13 protein-coding genes and 2 pseudogenes are annotated in these 16,076 nt (G+C 62.4%); 8 read left to right on the top strand and 7 right to left on the bottom strand.

All coding sequences use genetic code 11. The features are described from left to right. On the top strand, positions 1-384 hold a 384-nt coding region (locus tag ACIOMR_RS11315), incomplete at its 5' end, for a UDP-3-O-acyl-N-acetylglucosamine deacetylase (RefSeq protein ID WP_401194100.1). Positions 385-487: 103 nt separating this feature from the next. On the opposite strand, the gene ACIOMR_RS11310 is transcribed toward ACIOMR_RS11315, so the two are convergent. The 3 genes from ACIOMR_RS11310 to ACIOMR_RS11300 form a co-directional block, all read right to left on the bottom strand. Beyond that, a complete protein-coding gene (locus ACIOMR_RS11310; RefSeq protein ID WP_401194097.1) occupies positions 488-1,993 on the bottom strand; it encodes a diguanylate cyclase in 1,506 nt (501 codons plus the stop codon). A 51-nt stretch (positions 1,994-2,044) separates the two neighbouring features. Next, positions 2,045-3,538: a sensor domain-containing diguanylate cyclase gene (locus ACIOMR_RS11305; protein ID WP_003216231.1), complete on the bottom strand. Its 1,494-nt coding sequence runs from the start codon at positions 3,536-3,538 to the stop codon at positions 2,045-2,047. 86 nt (positions 3,539-3,624) lie between these two features. Further along, positions 3,625-4,947, bottom strand: coding sequence for an OprD family porin (locus ACIOMR_RS11300; protein ID WP_087692847.1), 1,323 nt, complete (start codon positions 4,945-4,947; stop codon positions 3,625-3,627). 350 nt (positions 4,948-5,297) lie between these two features. On the opposite strand from ACIOMR_RS11300, the gene ACIOMR_RS11295 reads away from it, so the two are divergent. The 5 genes and pseudogenes from ACIOMR_RS11295 to ACIOMR_RS11275 all read left to right on the top strand — a co-directional run bounded on the left by ACIOMR_RS11295 (position 5,298) and on the right by ACIOMR_RS11275 (position 8,691). Next, a complete protein-coding gene (locus ACIOMR_RS11295) occupies positions 5,298-6,272 on the top strand; it encodes a D-glycerate dehydrogenase (RefSeq protein WP_134327304.1) in 975 nt (324 codons plus the stop codon). Between the two features lie 28 nt (positions 6,273-6,300). After that, positions 6,301-6,399, top strand: a pseudogene (locus tag ACIOMR_RS11290) (outer membrane lipoprotein carrier protein LolA); the annotation flags it as partial. A gap of 51 nt (positions 6,400-6,450) precedes the next feature. Further along, positions 6,451-7,353, top strand: coding sequence for a chemotaxis protein CheV (locus ACIOMR_RS11285; protein ID WP_102369883.1), 903 nt, complete (start codon positions 6,451-6,453; stop codon positions 7,351-7,353). Between the two features lie 3 nt (positions 7,354-7,356). Continuing rightward, positions 7,357-7,839, top strand: a complete 483-nt coding sequence (locus ACIOMR_RS11280) for an N-acetyltransferase (protein WP_008434201.1) — start codon at positions 7,357-7,359, stop codon at positions 7,837-7,839. A gap of 108 nt (positions 7,840-7,947) precedes the next feature. Then, a complete protein-coding gene (locus tag ACIOMR_RS11275; RefSeq protein WP_008434199.1) occupies positions 7,948-8,691 on the top strand; it encodes a YkgJ family cysteine cluster protein in 744 nt (247 codons plus the stop codon). Between the two features lie 3 nt (positions 8,692-8,694). Here the strand turns inward: ACIOMR_RS11275 and ACIOMR_RS11270 are convergent, their stop codons facing one another. From ACIOMR_RS11270 to ACIOMR_RS11255, 4 genes and pseudogenes are all read right to left on the bottom strand, one after another. Beyond that, a complete protein-coding gene (locus ACIOMR_RS11270; protein WP_401194110.1) occupies positions 8,695-9,834 on the bottom strand; it encodes a methyl-accepting chemotaxis protein in 1,140 nt (379 codons plus the stop codon). A 153-nt stretch (positions 9,835-9,987) separates the two neighbouring features. After that, positions 9,988-10,269, bottom strand: a pseudogene (locus ACIOMR_RS11265) (PAS domain-containing protein); the annotation flags it as partial. Positions 10,270-10,376: 107 nt separating this feature from the next. Beyond that, entirely contained in the window at positions 10,377-11,168 is a 792-nt protein-coding gene (locus ACIOMR_RS11260) for a transporter substrate-binding domain-containing protein (protein WP_401194090.1), read from the bottom strand. A gap of 169 nt (positions 11,169-11,337) precedes the next feature. Then, a complete protein-coding gene (locus ACIOMR_RS11255; RefSeq protein WP_003216247.1) occupies positions 11,338-11,580 on the bottom strand; it encodes a hypothetical protein in 243 nt (80 codons plus the stop codon). A 214-nt stretch (positions 11,581-11,794) separates the two neighbouring features. Between ACIOMR_RS11255 and ACIOMR_RS11250 the strand changes: the two genes are divergently transcribed. Both ACIOMR_RS11250 and ACIOMR_RS11245 read left to right on the top strand, forming a co-directional pair. Further along, on the top strand, positions 11,795-12,961 hold the full coding sequence (locus ACIOMR_RS11250) for an efflux RND transporter periplasmic adaptor subunit (protein WP_003216249.1): 1,167 nt from the start codon (positions 11,795-11,797) through the stop codon (positions 12,959-12,961). Then, complete coding sequence (locus ACIOMR_RS11245; RefSeq protein WP_003216251.1) at positions 12,958-16,053, top strand: multidrug efflux RND transporter permease subunit; 3,096 nt, start codon at positions 12,958-12,960, stop codon at positions 16,051-16,053. Before ACIOMR_RS11250 ends, ACIOMR_RS11245 begins: the two co-directional genes overlap by 4 nt. Positions 16,054-16,076: the final 23 nt, after the last annotated feature.

Below are 16,076 nucleotides of genomic sequence, written 5' to 3'. Positions count from 1 at the left end.
TCCAGCACTTCGTTCGTAAAAGAAGTCAGCCGCGCCCGTACCTTTGGTTTCATGAGTGACATCGAGTACCTGCGCAAGCACAACCTCGCACTCGGCGGCAGCGTTGAAAACGCCATTGTGGTCGACGCGGATGGTGTACTGAACGAAGACGGCCTTCGCTATGAAGACGAATTCGTGAAGCACAAGATCCTCGATGCAATCGGTGACCTCTACCTGCTGGGCAATAGCCTGATAGGCGAGTTCAAAGGCTTCAAGTCTGGCCACGCCCTGAACAACCAACTGCTGCGCAAGCTGATTGCACAGACAGATGCCTGGGAAGTCGTGACCTTCGAAGATGCCAGCACCGCACCGATCTCTTACATGCGTCCCGTCGCGGCGGTGTAAGTAACAACTCTCTTTCCTTTTGTTTTTAAAGGCTGCCTTCGGGTGGCCTTTTTTTTGATCGTTCCCACGCTCTGCGTGGTAACGCCTCCTGTGACGCTTCGCGTCACGGCTTTAAAGCGCCGGCATCAACAACGCGATTACGCCCGGTATGCTTGGCCTCATACAGCGCCTGGTCGGCGTTGAGCAGTAATTCCTCCAGCGTGGTGCGGCTGTTTTTGGTCCAGGTACTGAGGCCGATGCTGACGGTAATCGGCACCGTATCCCCGCTCACTCGCGGCAGGTGTTCGACACTGCTGCGGATATGTTCAGCAATCACGCGTGCACCCTGGCTGTCGGTATGCGGCAGCACCACTGCAAATTCTTCCCCGCCATAGCGAGCAGCGAGGTCGGCCGGGCGGCGGATATTGCCCTCGATCACCTGCGCCACCGTGCGCAGTGCCTCGTCGCCACCTTGATGGCCATGTCGGTCGTTGAACGCCTTGAAGTGGTCCACGTCAATCATCAGCACCGTCAACGGCTCGGCCGAACGCTGGGCGCGGTCCCATTCCAGGCGCAGGCGCTGGTCCAGGGTGCGGCGGTTGGCCAGGCCGGTGAGCGCGTCGGTGGCTGCCAGTTCTGACAGCACCTGTTCGGCACGGTGGCGCCTGCGCAGTTCCATGCAAAGCATCCAGGTCAGCCACAAAAGGCCGATGCACAAAATCCCGGTGGCGCCGCTGATCACCAGTGCTGCGCGCTTCCAGGGGGCGAATATGTCATTCGTGGACAGCCCCACGACGACGATCAGCGGTAAATCGCCCACCGTTGAGAAGGTATACAGGCGGTGCTCCTCATCCACACTGGAGGTGCCGCGAAAGTTGCCGTCGCGCTCGTGCAATATGCGCGCGACGTTGGGCCGCTGGCTGAGGTCCTTGTCGATCATGTCCCGTTCCAGCAACGGCTGCTGGGCCAGCAGGATGCCTTGCCGGTTGATCAGGTTGATGGTGCTGTCGCTGCCGATATTCAGGCTGCGGAACAGTTGCTGAAAGTACGACAGGCGCATGGTGGCCACGGCCACGCCGAGGAATCGCCCATCCGGCCCGGAAACCCGGCGGCTGAAAGCGATACGCCATTGGTCGTCACACACGCAGCGCGCCATGAAGGGCCGGCTGATGAACAGCCCCAGGTCGGGATTCTGCCGATGGGCCTGGAAGTAGTCGCGGTCGGCGAAGTTGGCGGATTTGGGTGTCTGCAGGGCTGAGTCGGCGATCACGTTGCCATCCTTGTCCAGCAACAGGATGTCGCCTTTGTAGGGCGCCGCTTCCGAACGGTCGAACAGCACCAGGTGACGGATGCCGGCCGATACCCCAGCCAAATCAGTGCGTTCGGTGGCGGCGATCAGGCCTTTGATCGACAAGTCGTACAGCTCGACGTTGCGCAGCACGTCGGCGTCGATCAGTTGGGTGATGTTATTGGCCGTGCGCTGGGCCGCCTGCAACGTGTTGGCGTGTTCGCGAATCAGCAGCACCGCGACCACCGACATGATCAGCAGCACCGTGACGCAACTGCCGATGATCAGCAGCAGCTCCGGACGGTGGGTGGGGCGGGGCGGGCGGGTAGTGCCTGGGCTCATCGGGCGTACTTCTGCTTCGAGGATGCCCTTAGCGTAGTTGCTGATAACGGCTTATGTGGCCTGGCTGTGAACGATGCGGTTGCGCCCGGAATGCTTGGCGTCATACAGCGCCCGATCGGCACTCAGCAGCAGCTCTTCCAGCGAGCCACGGCTGCGTTTGTCCCAGGTACTGAGCCCGACGCTGACGGTGACCGACAGCGCGTCGCCGTCCGCCGGTGGCAAGTGCTCCACCGCACTGCGGATATGTTCGGCGATGGTGCTCGCCCCCTCGCCGTCGGTATCCGGCAGGATCACCGCGAACTCTTCGCCGCCGTAGCGCGCGGCCAGGTCGGCGGGGCGACGAATATTGCTGCCGATGACCCGGGCCACGTTGCGCAAGGCCTCGTCGCCACCCTGGTGACCATGGCGGTCGTTGAAGGCCTTGAAGTGGTCGACATCAATCATCAGCAAGGCCAGTGGCTCGCCTGAGCGTTGCGCGCGCTCCCATTCCAGGCGCAGGCGCTGGTCGAGGGTGCGGCGGTTGGCCAGGCCGGTGAGGCCGTCGGTGGCCGCCAGTTCCGACAACACCTTCTCGGCGCGATAGCGGCGGCGCAGTTCCAGGCGCAGCATCCAGGTCAGCCACAACAGCCCCACACACAGTACGCCGGTGGCGCCACTGATCAGCAGGGCGGCGCGCTTCCAGGCGGCAAACACGTCATCGCTCGACAACGCTACCACCACAATCAGCGGCAGCGCGCCGACGCTGGTGAAGGTGTACAGCCGTTGCGCGCCACTGATGGCGGAGATGGCGCTGAAACTGCCGCTGCCTTCGCGCAGCATTCGCTTGAAGTTGGGCCGCGCGCTCAGGTCCTTGTTGATCATGTCTCTTTCGAGCAGCGGCTGCTGGGCCAACAGGATGCCGTCGTTATTCAGCAGGTTGATGCTGCTGCCGCTGCCGATGGTCAGGCTATTGAACAACTGGTCGAAATACGCCAGGCGCATGGTTGCCACCGCCACACCGGCAAACTCGCCATTGGGTCCGGGCACCCGGCGGCTGAAGGCGATGCGCCAGACTTGATCGCAGTCGCAACGAATCTTGAAGGGCCGACTGATGAACAGCCCGGCATCGGGGTTCTGCTGGTGGATCTGGAAATAGTCGCGATTGGCGAAGTTGCGGGGCGTGGGCGCCAGCGTGGAAGAGTCGGCGGTGACCGCGCCGGTTTTGTCCAGCAGCAGGACTTCGCCTTTGAAAGGGGCGGCCGTGGACTGGTCGAACTGCACCATATGCAGGACTTCGGCGGAAACCTGGGGCAGGTCATCGCGAGTGGTTGCGGTGATCAGGCCGTTCAGCGCCAGGTCGTAGAGCTCGACGTTGCGCAGCACATCGGCATTGATCAGTTGGGTGATATTGCTGGTGGAACGCTTGGCTGCCTGCAAGGCGCTGGCGTGTTCGCGGATCAGCAGTACGGCAACGATGACCACGATCAGCACGACAGTAAGGCCACTGCCCAGAATCAGCAAAAGCTCCGGGCGTGCAGGAAGGGTGAAGGCGCGGCGTTGACTCATGGGACTGGCTTCGGCACTCAAGATGCTGGCAGTTTAGTTCCATGCTGTGAAAAATAAGTCGTCGCCGCTAAAAGAAAGCCTGAAGGTTAAAAAACGTCAATCGGATAGTCGACGATCACGCGGTACTCATCCACGTCCCGGTCCACTGCCGCGTAGCCATTGCCGCCGCGATTGGTCGCCCATTGCAGGCGCACGGCCAGATCCTTGGCCTTGCCGCCTTGCACCACGTACTTGAGGTCGATGTCCCGTTCCCAGTGCTTGGCGTTCTTGCCGTCGGCACTGTACCAGGATGAGTAACCACGGCTGTCCGGATCGACCGTGGTCAGGTCGGTCTTGCCGCTGATGTAAGACACTGCCGAGGTCAGGCCCGGCAGGCCCAGCCCGACGAAGTCATAGGCGTACTTGAGCTTCCACGAGCGCTCGTTGGGGCCGTTGAAGTCGGAGTATTGCTGGGAGTTGTCCAGGTAGATGCTGTCGCCCTGGCTGATGTAGTCGAACGGCGTGTTGCCGTTGACCCGCTGGTAGGCGGCGGTAACGCTGTGATTGCCCACGCCCACGGTGAAATGCAGGCTGTAGGTGTTGTTGTCGATGTTGCCCAGCAAGGCTTTGCCGGTCTCCTGGGTGTGGTAGTAGTGCAGGCCCGGGTTCAGGCTGACCAGCTCGTTCAACTGCCAGGTGTAGTCCAGGTCGTAGTAGTACTGGTTCCAGATGTCCTTGAGTTCGGACGCGTACAGGTTGCTGGTCAGCCCCGGCACGCCGCTGAAGGACACGCCGGCCCAGTCCAGGTGGCGGCTGTCTTCGCCATTGGGCAATGCGCCGTAGCTGGTGCCGATGCGGCGACGGCCGCTCTGGTTGTAGAGCTTGGTGAAGCTGGCCTGGCCGCCTTCGAACATCCAGCCGTCCAGGCTGTGGTTGGTCAGGCTCACGCCGCGGAAGGTCTGGGGCAGCATGCGGGTCATGCCGCCGGCAATCACCGGGTTGTTGAGGAGCAGGTCGCCGGCTTTCAGTTCGGTGTCGAAGGCGCGCATTTTCAGGGTGGCGCCGGCGGTGGAGAACGAGCCGGGCGCTTTGCCGTTGCCGGAGCTTACCGGCAGGATGCTCGAGCCATCGGTGCCGCCACCGCCGTCGAGCTTGAGGCCGAGCATGGCGTTGGCGTCCAGGCCGAAGCCGACGATGCCGGGGGTGTAGCCGGATTCGAAGATGCCGATGAAGCCCTGGCCCCATTCCTTGCTGTCATCGGTGTGAATGTCGCGACGGTCGCGGTTCATGTAGTAGTTGCGGGTGTTGATCTTGAAGCTGGAACCTTCGACGAAGCCGTCGGTGGCCGGGGTGTCTGCCGCGTGGGCAAGGGGAACGATCGTTGCAGCAATCGCGAGGAATAACGGGGTGAACGTCAGCGAGGTTTTCACCGGTGGAGCTCCTTTGGGTCAATCGAAACCGGCCAGTGTTGTTGGGGTTCCTGGCCTTTTTTCAGCGCAAAAAAAAGCCGCTGAACTCAGCGGCTTTAAGACAGATTCCCAGTGTAGAGCCCTGGAAATAAGTCGAGGGAAATCGGGGGAGAGCGGGTCGGTCTTAACCGCTGCGCTCATCGATGCGACAAATTAGCGCAGGTGAGCGGTGCGATACAGAGTGTAACAAGATAATGACTGTTGCCCAAATCGCAACAGTCTGGCAGTGGGGTGTGAGGGGCGGCCTGACAAGCCCTACCAAGAATGTTAGCGTGCTTGCCATTCCCACGTAGTCGATGAGCCCGCCTTCCATGAAAAAGACCGTCCTCGCCTTCAGCCGCGTCACCCCGGAAATGATCGAACGCCTGCAACAGGATTTCGATGTCATCGCCCCCAACCCCAAGCAGGGCGACATCAACGCCCAGTTCAACGAAGCCTTGCCCCATGCCCACGGCCTGATCGGCGTAGGCCGCAAACTGGGCCGCGCGCAACTGGAAGGTGCGAGCAAACTGGAAGTGGTTTCCAGCGTGTCGGTGGGCTACGACAACTACGACCTGGCGTACTTCAATGAGCGCGGGATCATGCTCACCAACACCCCGGATGTGCTCACCGAAAGCACCGCCGACCTGGCCTTCGCCCTGCTGATGAGCAGCGCCCGCCGCGTCGCCGAACTGGACGCCTGGACCAAGGCCGGCCAGTGGAAAGCCAGCGTCGGCGCGCCGTTGTTTGGCTGTGATGTACACGGCAAGACCCTGGGTATCGTCGGCATGGGCAACATCGGCGCGGCGGTGGCCCGTCGGGGTCGCCTGGGTTTCAATATGCCGATTCTGTACAGCGGCAACAGCCGCAAGACCGAACTGGAACAGGAACTCGGCGCGCAGTTTCGCAGCCTCGACCAGTTGCTGGCCGAAGCCGACTTCGTCTGCCTGGTGGTGCCACTGAGCGAGAAAACCCGCCACCTGATCAGCCATCGTGAACTGGGCCTGATGAAATCCAGTGCGATCCTGGTGAACATCTCCCGTGGCCCGGTGGTGGATGAGCCGGCGCTGATCGAAGCTCTGCAAAACCAGACCATCCGTGGTGCCGGCCTGGATGTGTACGAGCAGGAGCCGCTGTCCGAGTCGCCGCTGTTCCAGCTGAGCAATGCGGTGACCCTGCCGCATATTGGCTCGGCCACCAACGAGACCCGCGAAGCCATGGCCAACCGCGCCCTGGAAAACCTGCGCAGCGCCTTGCTGGGCGAGCGTCCGCAGGATCTGGTAAACCCGCAGGTGTGGAAGGGCTGACGACTGCTTGTTGTAGGTAGGAGCGAGTTTGCTCGCGAAACGCGTCAACGATTACGCGGGCAGCCTGGATAAACACAGCGCCCTCAGGTTTTTCGCGAGCAAGCTCGCTCCTACAGTTTTTCGCGTGCAAGTCGATAACGGTCTATAGATCGTCATCCCTGATCCACAGAAGGTTTTTATGTCCACCACCAAAGCCCGCGCAGATTCACTCTCGCTTCTGCTCTTTACCTTGCGCAGCGGCAAGCTGATGGCGATCAACCTGCTGAAAGTCAGTGAAATCATTCCCTGCCCGCCGCTGACCAAGCTGCCGGAGTCGCACCCCCACGTCAAAGGCATCGCCACCTTGCGCGGCACCGCGTTGTCGGTGATCGACCTGAGCCGCGCCCTGGGGGAAATGCCCCTGCAAGACCCGGACGGCGGCTGCCTGATCGTCACCGATGTAAGCCGTTCTAAGCAGGGCCTGCATGTGCAGGCGGTGAGCAAGATCGTGCACTGCCTGACCACCGACATTCGCCCGCCGCCGTTTGGTTCCGGCGGTACGCGTTCGTTTATCACCGGTGTGACCCAGGTCGAAGGCGCCCTGGTGCAAGTGCTGGACATCGAGAAAGTCATCCACGGCATCGCCCCGGCGCAGATCGAAGCGGCGCCCACCGACCTGACCATGGAAGAGGCCGAAGTGCTGGGCAACGCCCGAATCCTGGTGGTGGACGACAGCCAGGTAGCGCTGCAGCAGTCGGTGCACACCCTGCGCAACCTCGGCCTCACCTGCCACACCGCCCGCAGTGCCAAGGAAGCCATTGACCGTTTGCTGGAGCTGCAAGGCACCGTCGAGCAAATCAACGTGGTGGTCTCGGACATCGAAATGTCCGAAATGGACGGCTACGCCTTCACCCGTACCCTGCGGGAAACCCCGGACTTCCAGGACCTCTATGTGCTGCTGCACACCTCCCTGGACAGTGCGATGAACAGCGAAAAAGCCCGCCTGGCCGGTGCCAATGCGGTACTCACCAAGTTTTCTTCGCCGGAACTGACCAAGTGCCTGGTGGTAGCCGCCCAGACCGTGGCGCAACAGGGCCTGTGACCGGTGGGTGAATATTTCCAGCTGCTGCGCCGCGACCTCACCGGCAGCCTGCCCGCCCCGCAATGGCCGGCGGATATCCAGCTGGATCATTACCGCGAAGCCATGGCCCCGGCGATCCACGCGGTATTGAGCCTGGCCCAGGAACAAGGCGGCGGACGGGTCGGCTCCCTTGAGCACTGGCGCCAGCAGTTCGTTACCGATGCCGAGTTCGACCCCAAACTGTGCCTGGTGGCGAGTAACGCCAGCGGCATCCTGGGTGTGTCCCAATGCTGGACCAGCGCCTACATCAAGAACCTGGCCATTCACCCCTGTGCCCAGGGCATGGGGTTGGGCCGTGCGTTATTGCTGCACACCTTCCAGGTGTTCAAGCAACGCGGCGAAGCGTTTGTCGACCTCAAGGTGCTGGAGTCCAACTTGCGGGCACGGCAGTTGTATGAACGTGCGGGCATGGTGTTTGTGCTTCGCGACCTTGTCCCCGAGGACTGACGGCGCTGGCGCATAACTTGCTTTGCACAGAGGCAGAACGGTGAACAGAGGCAAAAACCCGCCACCGTTCATGAGTGCCTTCTGACCTTGCCTGGTGACAGATCCTCCATGAATACCCATTTTTCCTGCGTCGGTTGCGGTAAATGCTGCACCGACCACCATGTGCCCTTGACCCTCGAAGAAGCCCGCAGTTGGGCGGCTGACGGCGGTAATGTCATCGTGCTGGTGGAAGGTTTCCTGGGCAGTGGCCTGGGGCTGCCCGAGTTGCAACGTGACCACGCACAACGCCGTTCCGCCATCGTGCCCAGCGGCAATACCGAGGCGTATGTGGCAATCACCTTTGCCGCCTATAACGCCGGGCGCTGCCGGAATCTTGACGAAGACGACCGTTGCCGCATTTACGAGCGGCGGCCGTTGGTGTGCCGCATCTACCCGATGGAGATCAATCCGCACATCCCGTTGAACCCCGGCGCCAAGGACTGCCCGCCGGAATCCTGGGAGCAGGGGCCGGCGCTGATCGTGGGGGGCGAGTTGATGGATAAGGAGCTGGCCGAGTTGATCCGCCGCTCACGCCAGGCTGACCGCGATGATATCCAGGCCAAGGAAGCCGTGTGCGGGTTGCTGGGCATCCATACCACGGCGCTCAAGGGCGATGGGTTTACCGCGTACTTGCCCGACATGGGCCTGTTTGCCCAGGCGATCGAGTTGGCGACGCAAGAAGTCGTGCAGGCCAATGAGTGGGTGTTTCATGTGTCCGGGATGGACATTGCCGAGCAACTGCTGGATGCCGGCGCCCGGATTGCCACCGAGGTGCCGGCGAACTACGCCTTCATTTCATTGCGGGCGGCTTAAGCGCTAGCGGCGCTTGCCCCAGAATTCCTCCGCCAACCGCCGCAAGTCATCCGCCAGCCCCGCCACGTCCCCTGAGCTGAGCTGGCTCTGCTGGCCAGCGCTGACCGTCACTTCCCCGGCATTGCGAATGCCGATGATGTTGCGATTGATGTCTTCGCTCACCGCACTCTGTTCTTCCACCGCCGCCGCGATCTGCTGGCTCATGGCGGTAATTCGGGTCACTCGCTGGCTGATCCCATCCAGTGCGGCAGCGGCGCGCTGGGCCTGATCGACGCTGGCCTCCACATGCTGGCTGCTTTGCGCCATCGCCTGCACCGCATCCCGGGCGCCGCCTTGCAGGGTGCTGATCATGCGCTGGATCTCATTGGTCGAATCCTGCGTACGCTGGGCCAGGCCTCGTACCTCATCGGCCACCACAGCAAACCCGCGTCCTTGCTCCCCGGCCCGCGCCGCTTCGATGGCGGCATTCAGCGCCAGCAGGTTGGTCTGTTCGGCAATCGCCCGGATCACTTCCAGCACCCCGGAAATATCGCCGCTGTGGCTTTCCAGTTGATGGATCACTGCGGTGGCCCGCGCCAGTTCCTCGGACAAACGCAGCACCGCGTCGCGGCTTTCATCCACTCGTTGATGGCCCTCGCGGGTTTCGCTGCCGGCCTGGTCTGCGGCCCTGGACGCCTGCAACGCGTGCTCGGCGACTTGCGCCACGCTGGCGGCCATTTGATTGATCGCAGCGGCGACCTGATCCGTCTGGGTCTGTTGGCCGAGGCTGCTGGTGTGGCTGCTGTCCAGTTGTTGCACCAGCGCCGCGGCATGGCCGGACAGACGTTGCGATGCATCGCCAATCCGGCCGACCACCGCGCCCACCTGGGCCTCCAGCATCTGCATGGCAAACTCGATACGCCCGAACTCGTCCTTGCGCCCGGTGTAGATCGCCTGGCTCAGCGGGTTATCGGCAATCAGCCGTGCCCGCTGGTTCAACTGTGCCAGGGGCCGTAACAAGCCGTGCACACCCGCTATCCCCGCGGCGCAGGCCGCCGTTCCCGCCAGCAGTTGCCAGGTCAGCGAATAAGGCGCCAGCCCAAGGCCCAATGCCCAGGTTGTGGCGCAAGCCCCCAGGACCCATGCCGACAGCTTGAAGGTCATGCCCACCACGGGCCGTGCTCGCCGAGTGCCGGCACGCAGGCGGGCATAGGCCCGTTCGGCCCGATGCACCCGCCGTGCATCGGGCTTGGTGCGCACCGATTGATACTCCACCGTCACGCCGTCCCGGGTGACCGGCGTGGCATAGGCACTGACCCAATAGTGATCGCCGTTCTTGCAGCGATTTTTCACCATACCCATCCACGAGCGACCGCTTTTCAATACCTGCCACATGTGCGCAAACGCCGCGGCCGGCATGTCCGGGTGACGCAGCAGGTTGTGCGGCGTGCCCAGCAGCTCCTCGCGGGTGTAGCCGCTGATATCGATGAAGTCCTGGTTGGCGTAGGTAATTGCGCTGGTCAGGTCGGTGGTCGAGAGGATATTGGCGTCGGGGGCAAAATCCACATTTCGACCGGTGACCGGCAGATTGATCTTCATGAAAAAGCGCGCTCGTGATTGTTGGAGGAGTCGGCAGGGCGTCGACTCTAAGCGCACCGGTTGGGCAAATACTGATCCAGCTCATGTTCCGCGCAATTAATTGGCCATTACGGTCTGGAGAGCGGCGCGTCCAGGCGGTAGGGCTCGATGATGCGTTGGTATTCGCCGCTCTGCTTCAGTTGCTCGAGGGCGTGATTGAGGGCGCTGCGCAAGGCGGTGTCGGGCTTGCGCAGTGCGATCGCCACGCCGTTACCCAGCAGTTCGGTGGAGACGTGAGGGCCGAGGAAGTCGAAAACCTGACCATCAGCGGTGTCGAGCAGCGCCTCACGGATTTCCACGGTGCCTTGCAATGTTGCATCGATGTCGCCTGCCAGCAGGCTGCGGATCAACTCGTCATTGCGCCAGAATGCCTTGACGATGACCCCCTTGGGCGCCCACTTCGACAGGGCGAAGGCTTCGCGGTTGCTGCCCACCAGAACGCCCACGCGCTTGCCCTTCAGTGACCGTGGGGTCGGCTTCAACCCTGATGTCTTGCGGGCCACCAGGCGCGTGGTGATCGGATAAAGGTTATCGGTGAAATTCACCCGCTGGCGCCGTTTCAGTGTAGGGGCCATGCCCATGATCGCGTCGAATTGCCTGGCTTCAAGGGCGGGGAAGTTTTCCACAAGGACCTGGTCGACCCAGGTACACCGCACATTGAGCTGTATGCACAGGGCATTGCCCAGCTCGATGTTCAGCCCTGCAAGCTGGCCATGTTGATTGCGGCTTTGGAAGGGTGGGAATTGCGCAGCAACGGCGAAACGAATTTCATGCCGTGATTGACCGCTGGCCGCAGTGGTGGAGAAAACGCTGGCCATCAGCGACAACAACAGCACGACACAGGTGCGTATCAGAACCACAGGGGACGTCCTTTTCCAGAAAACCAGCTTTACCACGTCCAGCCCCGAGCGAAAGAGTCGGGGCAAGCGGGTGTTATGCAAGCTTTCAAGAATTGGCCGCAGGCCTACAAGGCGAAACGTCAGTAACTGTTGTAGGCATAAATCTCCATTACGGAGGATTTATTACCGGTCAGCGCTTGCCCATCGAGCGACGGGTGCCGGGAGGCGCCATGCCCGGGCTCTTGGTGTGGCCGTTCTTGGCGCCGTTTTTGTACCACGGCTGGCTGGCGTTTTTCGCCCCGGCCAGTTCGCCCGGCTTGAACGGAAACTTGAACGCCGGGATCTCGGCCTTGGTTTCGCCTTCGACGCTGTCAGGGTTGGCCTGTTGGTCGATGTCGACCGCTTCAACAGCGGGTTGTGTCGGGGAATTCATGGAAGCTCCGGGGAGTACTGAAAATGACGCGGGCCCGACTTGCAGGCCACACCGCCGCGCAGTATACCTGCGCGCCTCGGATCTTTAACCACTGCTCGTACGAATGGTCGGACTTTACTGACGGCGCTGTCAGTTAGCAGTCACTTTGCTGACCCGGTTGGCGGGCTATAAAGAGCCTTCATTCTTCCGATCCTTTGCCCTGGCGCCTCACCCCATGCACATTCAACGAAAACCTGCCTTGATCGTGGGCGTCCTTGTGGTACTGGCCGTGGTTGCCTGGGTGGTGACCCGCCCGGCCAAGACCAAACTGACCGCATCGTCGGCGATCCCGGTGCGGGTGATCAGCGTCAAACAGCAGGACATCCCGCGGTTTGTCAGCGGCATCGGCTCGGTGCTGTCGTTGCACAGTGTGGTGATTCGCCCGCAGATCGACGGCATCCTTACCAAATTGCTGGTCAAGGAAGGTCAACTGGTGAAGGCCGGTGACCTGCTGGCCACCATTGATGACCGCTCGATCCGCGCCAGCCTGGACCAGGCCAAGGCGCAACTCGGGGAAAGCCAGGCGCAACTGCAAGTCGCGCTGGTCAACCTCAAGCGCTACAAGGAACTGAGCATCGACGACGGCGTGTCCAAGCAGACCTATGACCAGCAACAAGCCCTGGTCAACCAGCTCAAGGCCACGGCCCAAGGCAACCAGGCCGCGATTGATTCGGCCCAGGTGCAGCTTTCGTACACCCAGATTCGCTCGCCGGTTACCGGTCGCGTCGGGATTCGCACAGTGGATGAAGGCAACTTCCTGCGCATGAGCGACACCCAGGGTCTGTTCTCCGTGACCCAGATCGACCCGATTGCCGTCGAGTTCTCCCTGCCGCAACAGATGCTGCCGACCCTGCAAGGCCTGATCGCCGCGCAACTGCCCGCCGACGTCAACGCCTACATGGGCGCCGACACCGACGGCCAGACCGGCGACCTGTTGGGGGAGGGCCGCCTGAGCCTGATCGACAACCAGATCAGCGGCACCACCGGCACCATCCGCGCCAAGGCCGAGTTCAGCAACGGCGCTCAGAAACTCTGGCCGGGGCAGTTGGTGACGATCCGCATCCAGACCGCCCTGCACAAGAATGCCCTGGTGGTGCCGCCTACCGTGGTGCAACGAGGCCTGGATTCGCACTTCGTGTACCGGCTCAAGGGGGACAAGGTAGAGGTGGTGCCGGTGCAGGTGCTGTACCAGAACAGCGACATGAACATCCTCCAGGGTGTGCAGGCCGGCGATGTGCTGGTCAGCGACGGCCAGTCCCGGCTCAAGGCGGGCGCCCAGGTCGATGTACTCAAGGAGCCGCCGCAGGTGATCCAGACCGTTGATGCCAAGGTGCAGCCATGAGCGGCAGTCGTTCGCCGTCGGCCTGGTGCGTCGACCACCCGGTCGCCACCTTGCTGCTGACCTTCGCTTTGGTATTGCTCGGGATGATCGCTTTCCCACGCCTAGCCATCGCCCCACTGCCGGAAGCGGAATTTCCGACGATCCAGGTCAGCGCCACGCTGCCCGGCGCCAGCCCGGACACCATGGCCTCATCCGTGGCAACGCCGCTGGAGGTGCAATTCAGCGCCATCCCCGGCATGACCCAGATGACCTCCAGCAGCGCCTTGGGCTCCAGCCTGCTGACCCTGCAATTCACTCTCACCAAGAGCATCGACACCGCCGCCCAGGAAGTGCAGGCGGCGATCAACACCGCGTCCGGCAAACTGCCCAGCGACATGCCGAGCCTGCCGACCTGGAAGAAAGTCAACCCGGCGGACAGCCCGGTGCTGATCCTCAGCGTCAGTTCCGACAGCATGCCCAGCACCGAGCTGAGCGACTACGTGGAAACCCTGCTGGCCCGGCAGATCAGCCAGATCGACGGGGTCGGCCAGATCAACATTACCGGTCAGCAACGCCCGGCCATCCGGGTGCAGGCGTCGGCCGATAAACTCGCGGCCATCGGCCTGACCCTGGCGGACGTGCGCCTGGCGATCCAGCAATCGAGCCTGAACCTGGCCAAGGGCGCGATCTACGGCGAGAACAGCGTGTCGACCCTCTCGACCAACGACCAGTTGTTCCACCCCGAGGATTACGCCCAACTGATCGTGTCCTACAAGGACGGGGCACCTGTACAGCTGCGGGATATCGCCAAAGTCATCAACGGCTCGGAAAACGCCTACGTGCAGGCCTGGTCCGGCGACACCCCAGGCGTCAACCTGGTGATCTCCCGCCAGCCCGGCGCGAACATCGTCGAGACCGTGGACCGCATTCAAGCCGAACTGCCGCGCCTGCAAGCCATGCTGCCGGCCTCGGTGCAGGTCAGTGTGTTGACCGACCGCACCAAGACCATCCGCGCGTCCCTGCATGAAGTGGAAGTGACCCTGCTGATCGCCATCCTGCTGGTGGTGGCGGTGATGGCGCTGTTCCTGCGCCAGCTGTCGGCCACGTTGATCGTGTCCAGCGTGCTCGGCGTGTCGCTGGTGGCCAGTTTTGCCCTGATGTACCTGATGGGCTTCAGCCTGAACAACCTGACCCTGGTGGCGATCGTGATCGCCGTGGGGTTTGTGGTGGACGATGCGATCGTGGTGGTGGAGAACATTCACCGCCACCTGGAAGCGGGCCTCGACAAGCGCGAAGCCGCGATCAAGGGCGCGGGTGAAATCGGTTTTACCGTGGTCTCCATCAGCTTCTCGCTGGTGGCGGCGTTTATCCCGCTGCTGTTCATGGGCGGTGTCGTGGGGCGGTTGTTCAAGGAGTTTGCCTTGACAGCCACCTCGACCATCCTGATTTCGGTGGTGGTCTCGCTGACCCTGGCGCCGACCCTGGCCGCATTGTTCATGCGCGCACCAACCCATCATGCCCACGACAAACCCGGTTTCAGCGAACGCCTGCTGGCCGGCTATGCGCGCAATCTGCGCCGCGCCCTGGCCCATCAACGCACCATGGCCGCGATCTTCATGGTGACCCTGGCCCTGGCCGTGGTCGGCTACGTGTTTATCCCCAAGGGTTTCTTTCCGGTACAAGACACCGGCTTCGTCCTCGGCACCAGCGAAGCGGCGGCCGACGTGTCGTTCCCGGACATGGTCGCCAAGCACAAGGCTATCGCCGAGATCGTCAAGGATGACCCGGCGGTGGAAGCGTTCTCCCACTCGGTGGGTGTGACCGGCAGCAACCAGACCATCGCCAACGGCCGGTTCTGGATTGCCTTGAAAGATCGCGGGGATCGCGACGTGTCGGCCAGCCAGTTTATCGACCGGATCCGCCCGAAACTGGCGAAAGTGCCGGGCATCGTCCTGTACCTGCGGGCCGGCCAGGACATCAACTTGAGCTCCGGCCCCAGCCGCGCCCAGTACCAGTACGTGCTCAAGAGCAATGACGGCCCGACCCTGAATACCTGGACCCAGCGCCTCACCGAAAAACTGCGGGCCAACCCGGCGTTCCGCGACATGTCCAACGACTTGCAACTGGGCGGCAGCATCACCCACATCAGCATCGACCGTCAGGCCGCCGCGCGGTTTGGCCTCACCGCCACCGATGTGGACCAGGCGCTGTACGACGCCTTCGGCCAGCGCCAGATCAACGAGTTCCAGACCGAGATCAACCAGTACCAGGTGGTGCTGGAACTGGACACCCAGCAACGCGGCAAGGCCGAAAGCCTGAACTACTTCTACCTGCGCTCGCCGCTGACCAACGAGATGGTACCGTTGTCGGCGGTGGCCAAGGTCGACCCGCCCACCGTCGGGCCCTTGTCCATCAGCCATGACGGCATGTTCCCGGCGGCCAACCTGTCGTTCAACCTGGCACCCGGCGTCGCGTTGGGCGATGCGGTGATCCTGCTCAACCAGGCGAAGAATGAAATCGGCATGCCGACCACCATCATCGGCAACTTCCAGGGCGCGGCCCAGGCGTTCCAGAGTTCATTGGCCAGCCAGCCCTGGCTGATCCTCGCGGCACTGGTGGCGGTCTACATTATCCTGGGTGTGCTGTACGAGAGCTTCGTGCACCCGCTGACGATCATCTCCACCTTGCCATCGGCGGGGTTGGGGGCGCTGATCATGTTGTCACTGATGGGCCAGGACTTTTCGATCATGGCGTTGATCGGCCTGGTGCTGCTGATCGGGATCGTGAAGAAGAACGGTATCCTGATGATCGACTTCGCCCTGGACGCCCAGCGCGTACGCGGCCTGCCGCCCGAGGAAGCGATTTATGAGGCGTGTGTCACGCGGTTCCGGCCGATCATCATGACCACCCTGGCCGCGCTGCTGGGTGCGGTGCCGCTGATGCTGGGCTCCGGCCCCGGCGCGGAAATGCGCCAGCCGCTGGGTATCGCGGTGGTGGGCGGGTTGCTGGTGAGCCAAGCGCTGACGCTGTTCACCACACCGGTCATATACTTGTACCTCGAGAAGTTTTTCCACAGACCCAAACCAGCTCCCCAGCTGGCAATCACACACTGAGGCTGAGGCCCCGTCCTGGAACA

Origin of the sequence: Pseudomonas sp. NPDC087814 (assembly GCF_044742865.1) — a bacterium.
Taxonomy (GTDB): Bacteria; Pseudomonadota; Gammaproteobacteria; order Pseudomonadales; family Pseudomonadaceae; genus Aquipseudomonas.
Note: the sequence above shows the minus strand (reverse complement) of the source record. Positions and strands in the feature narration are given on the sequence as shown.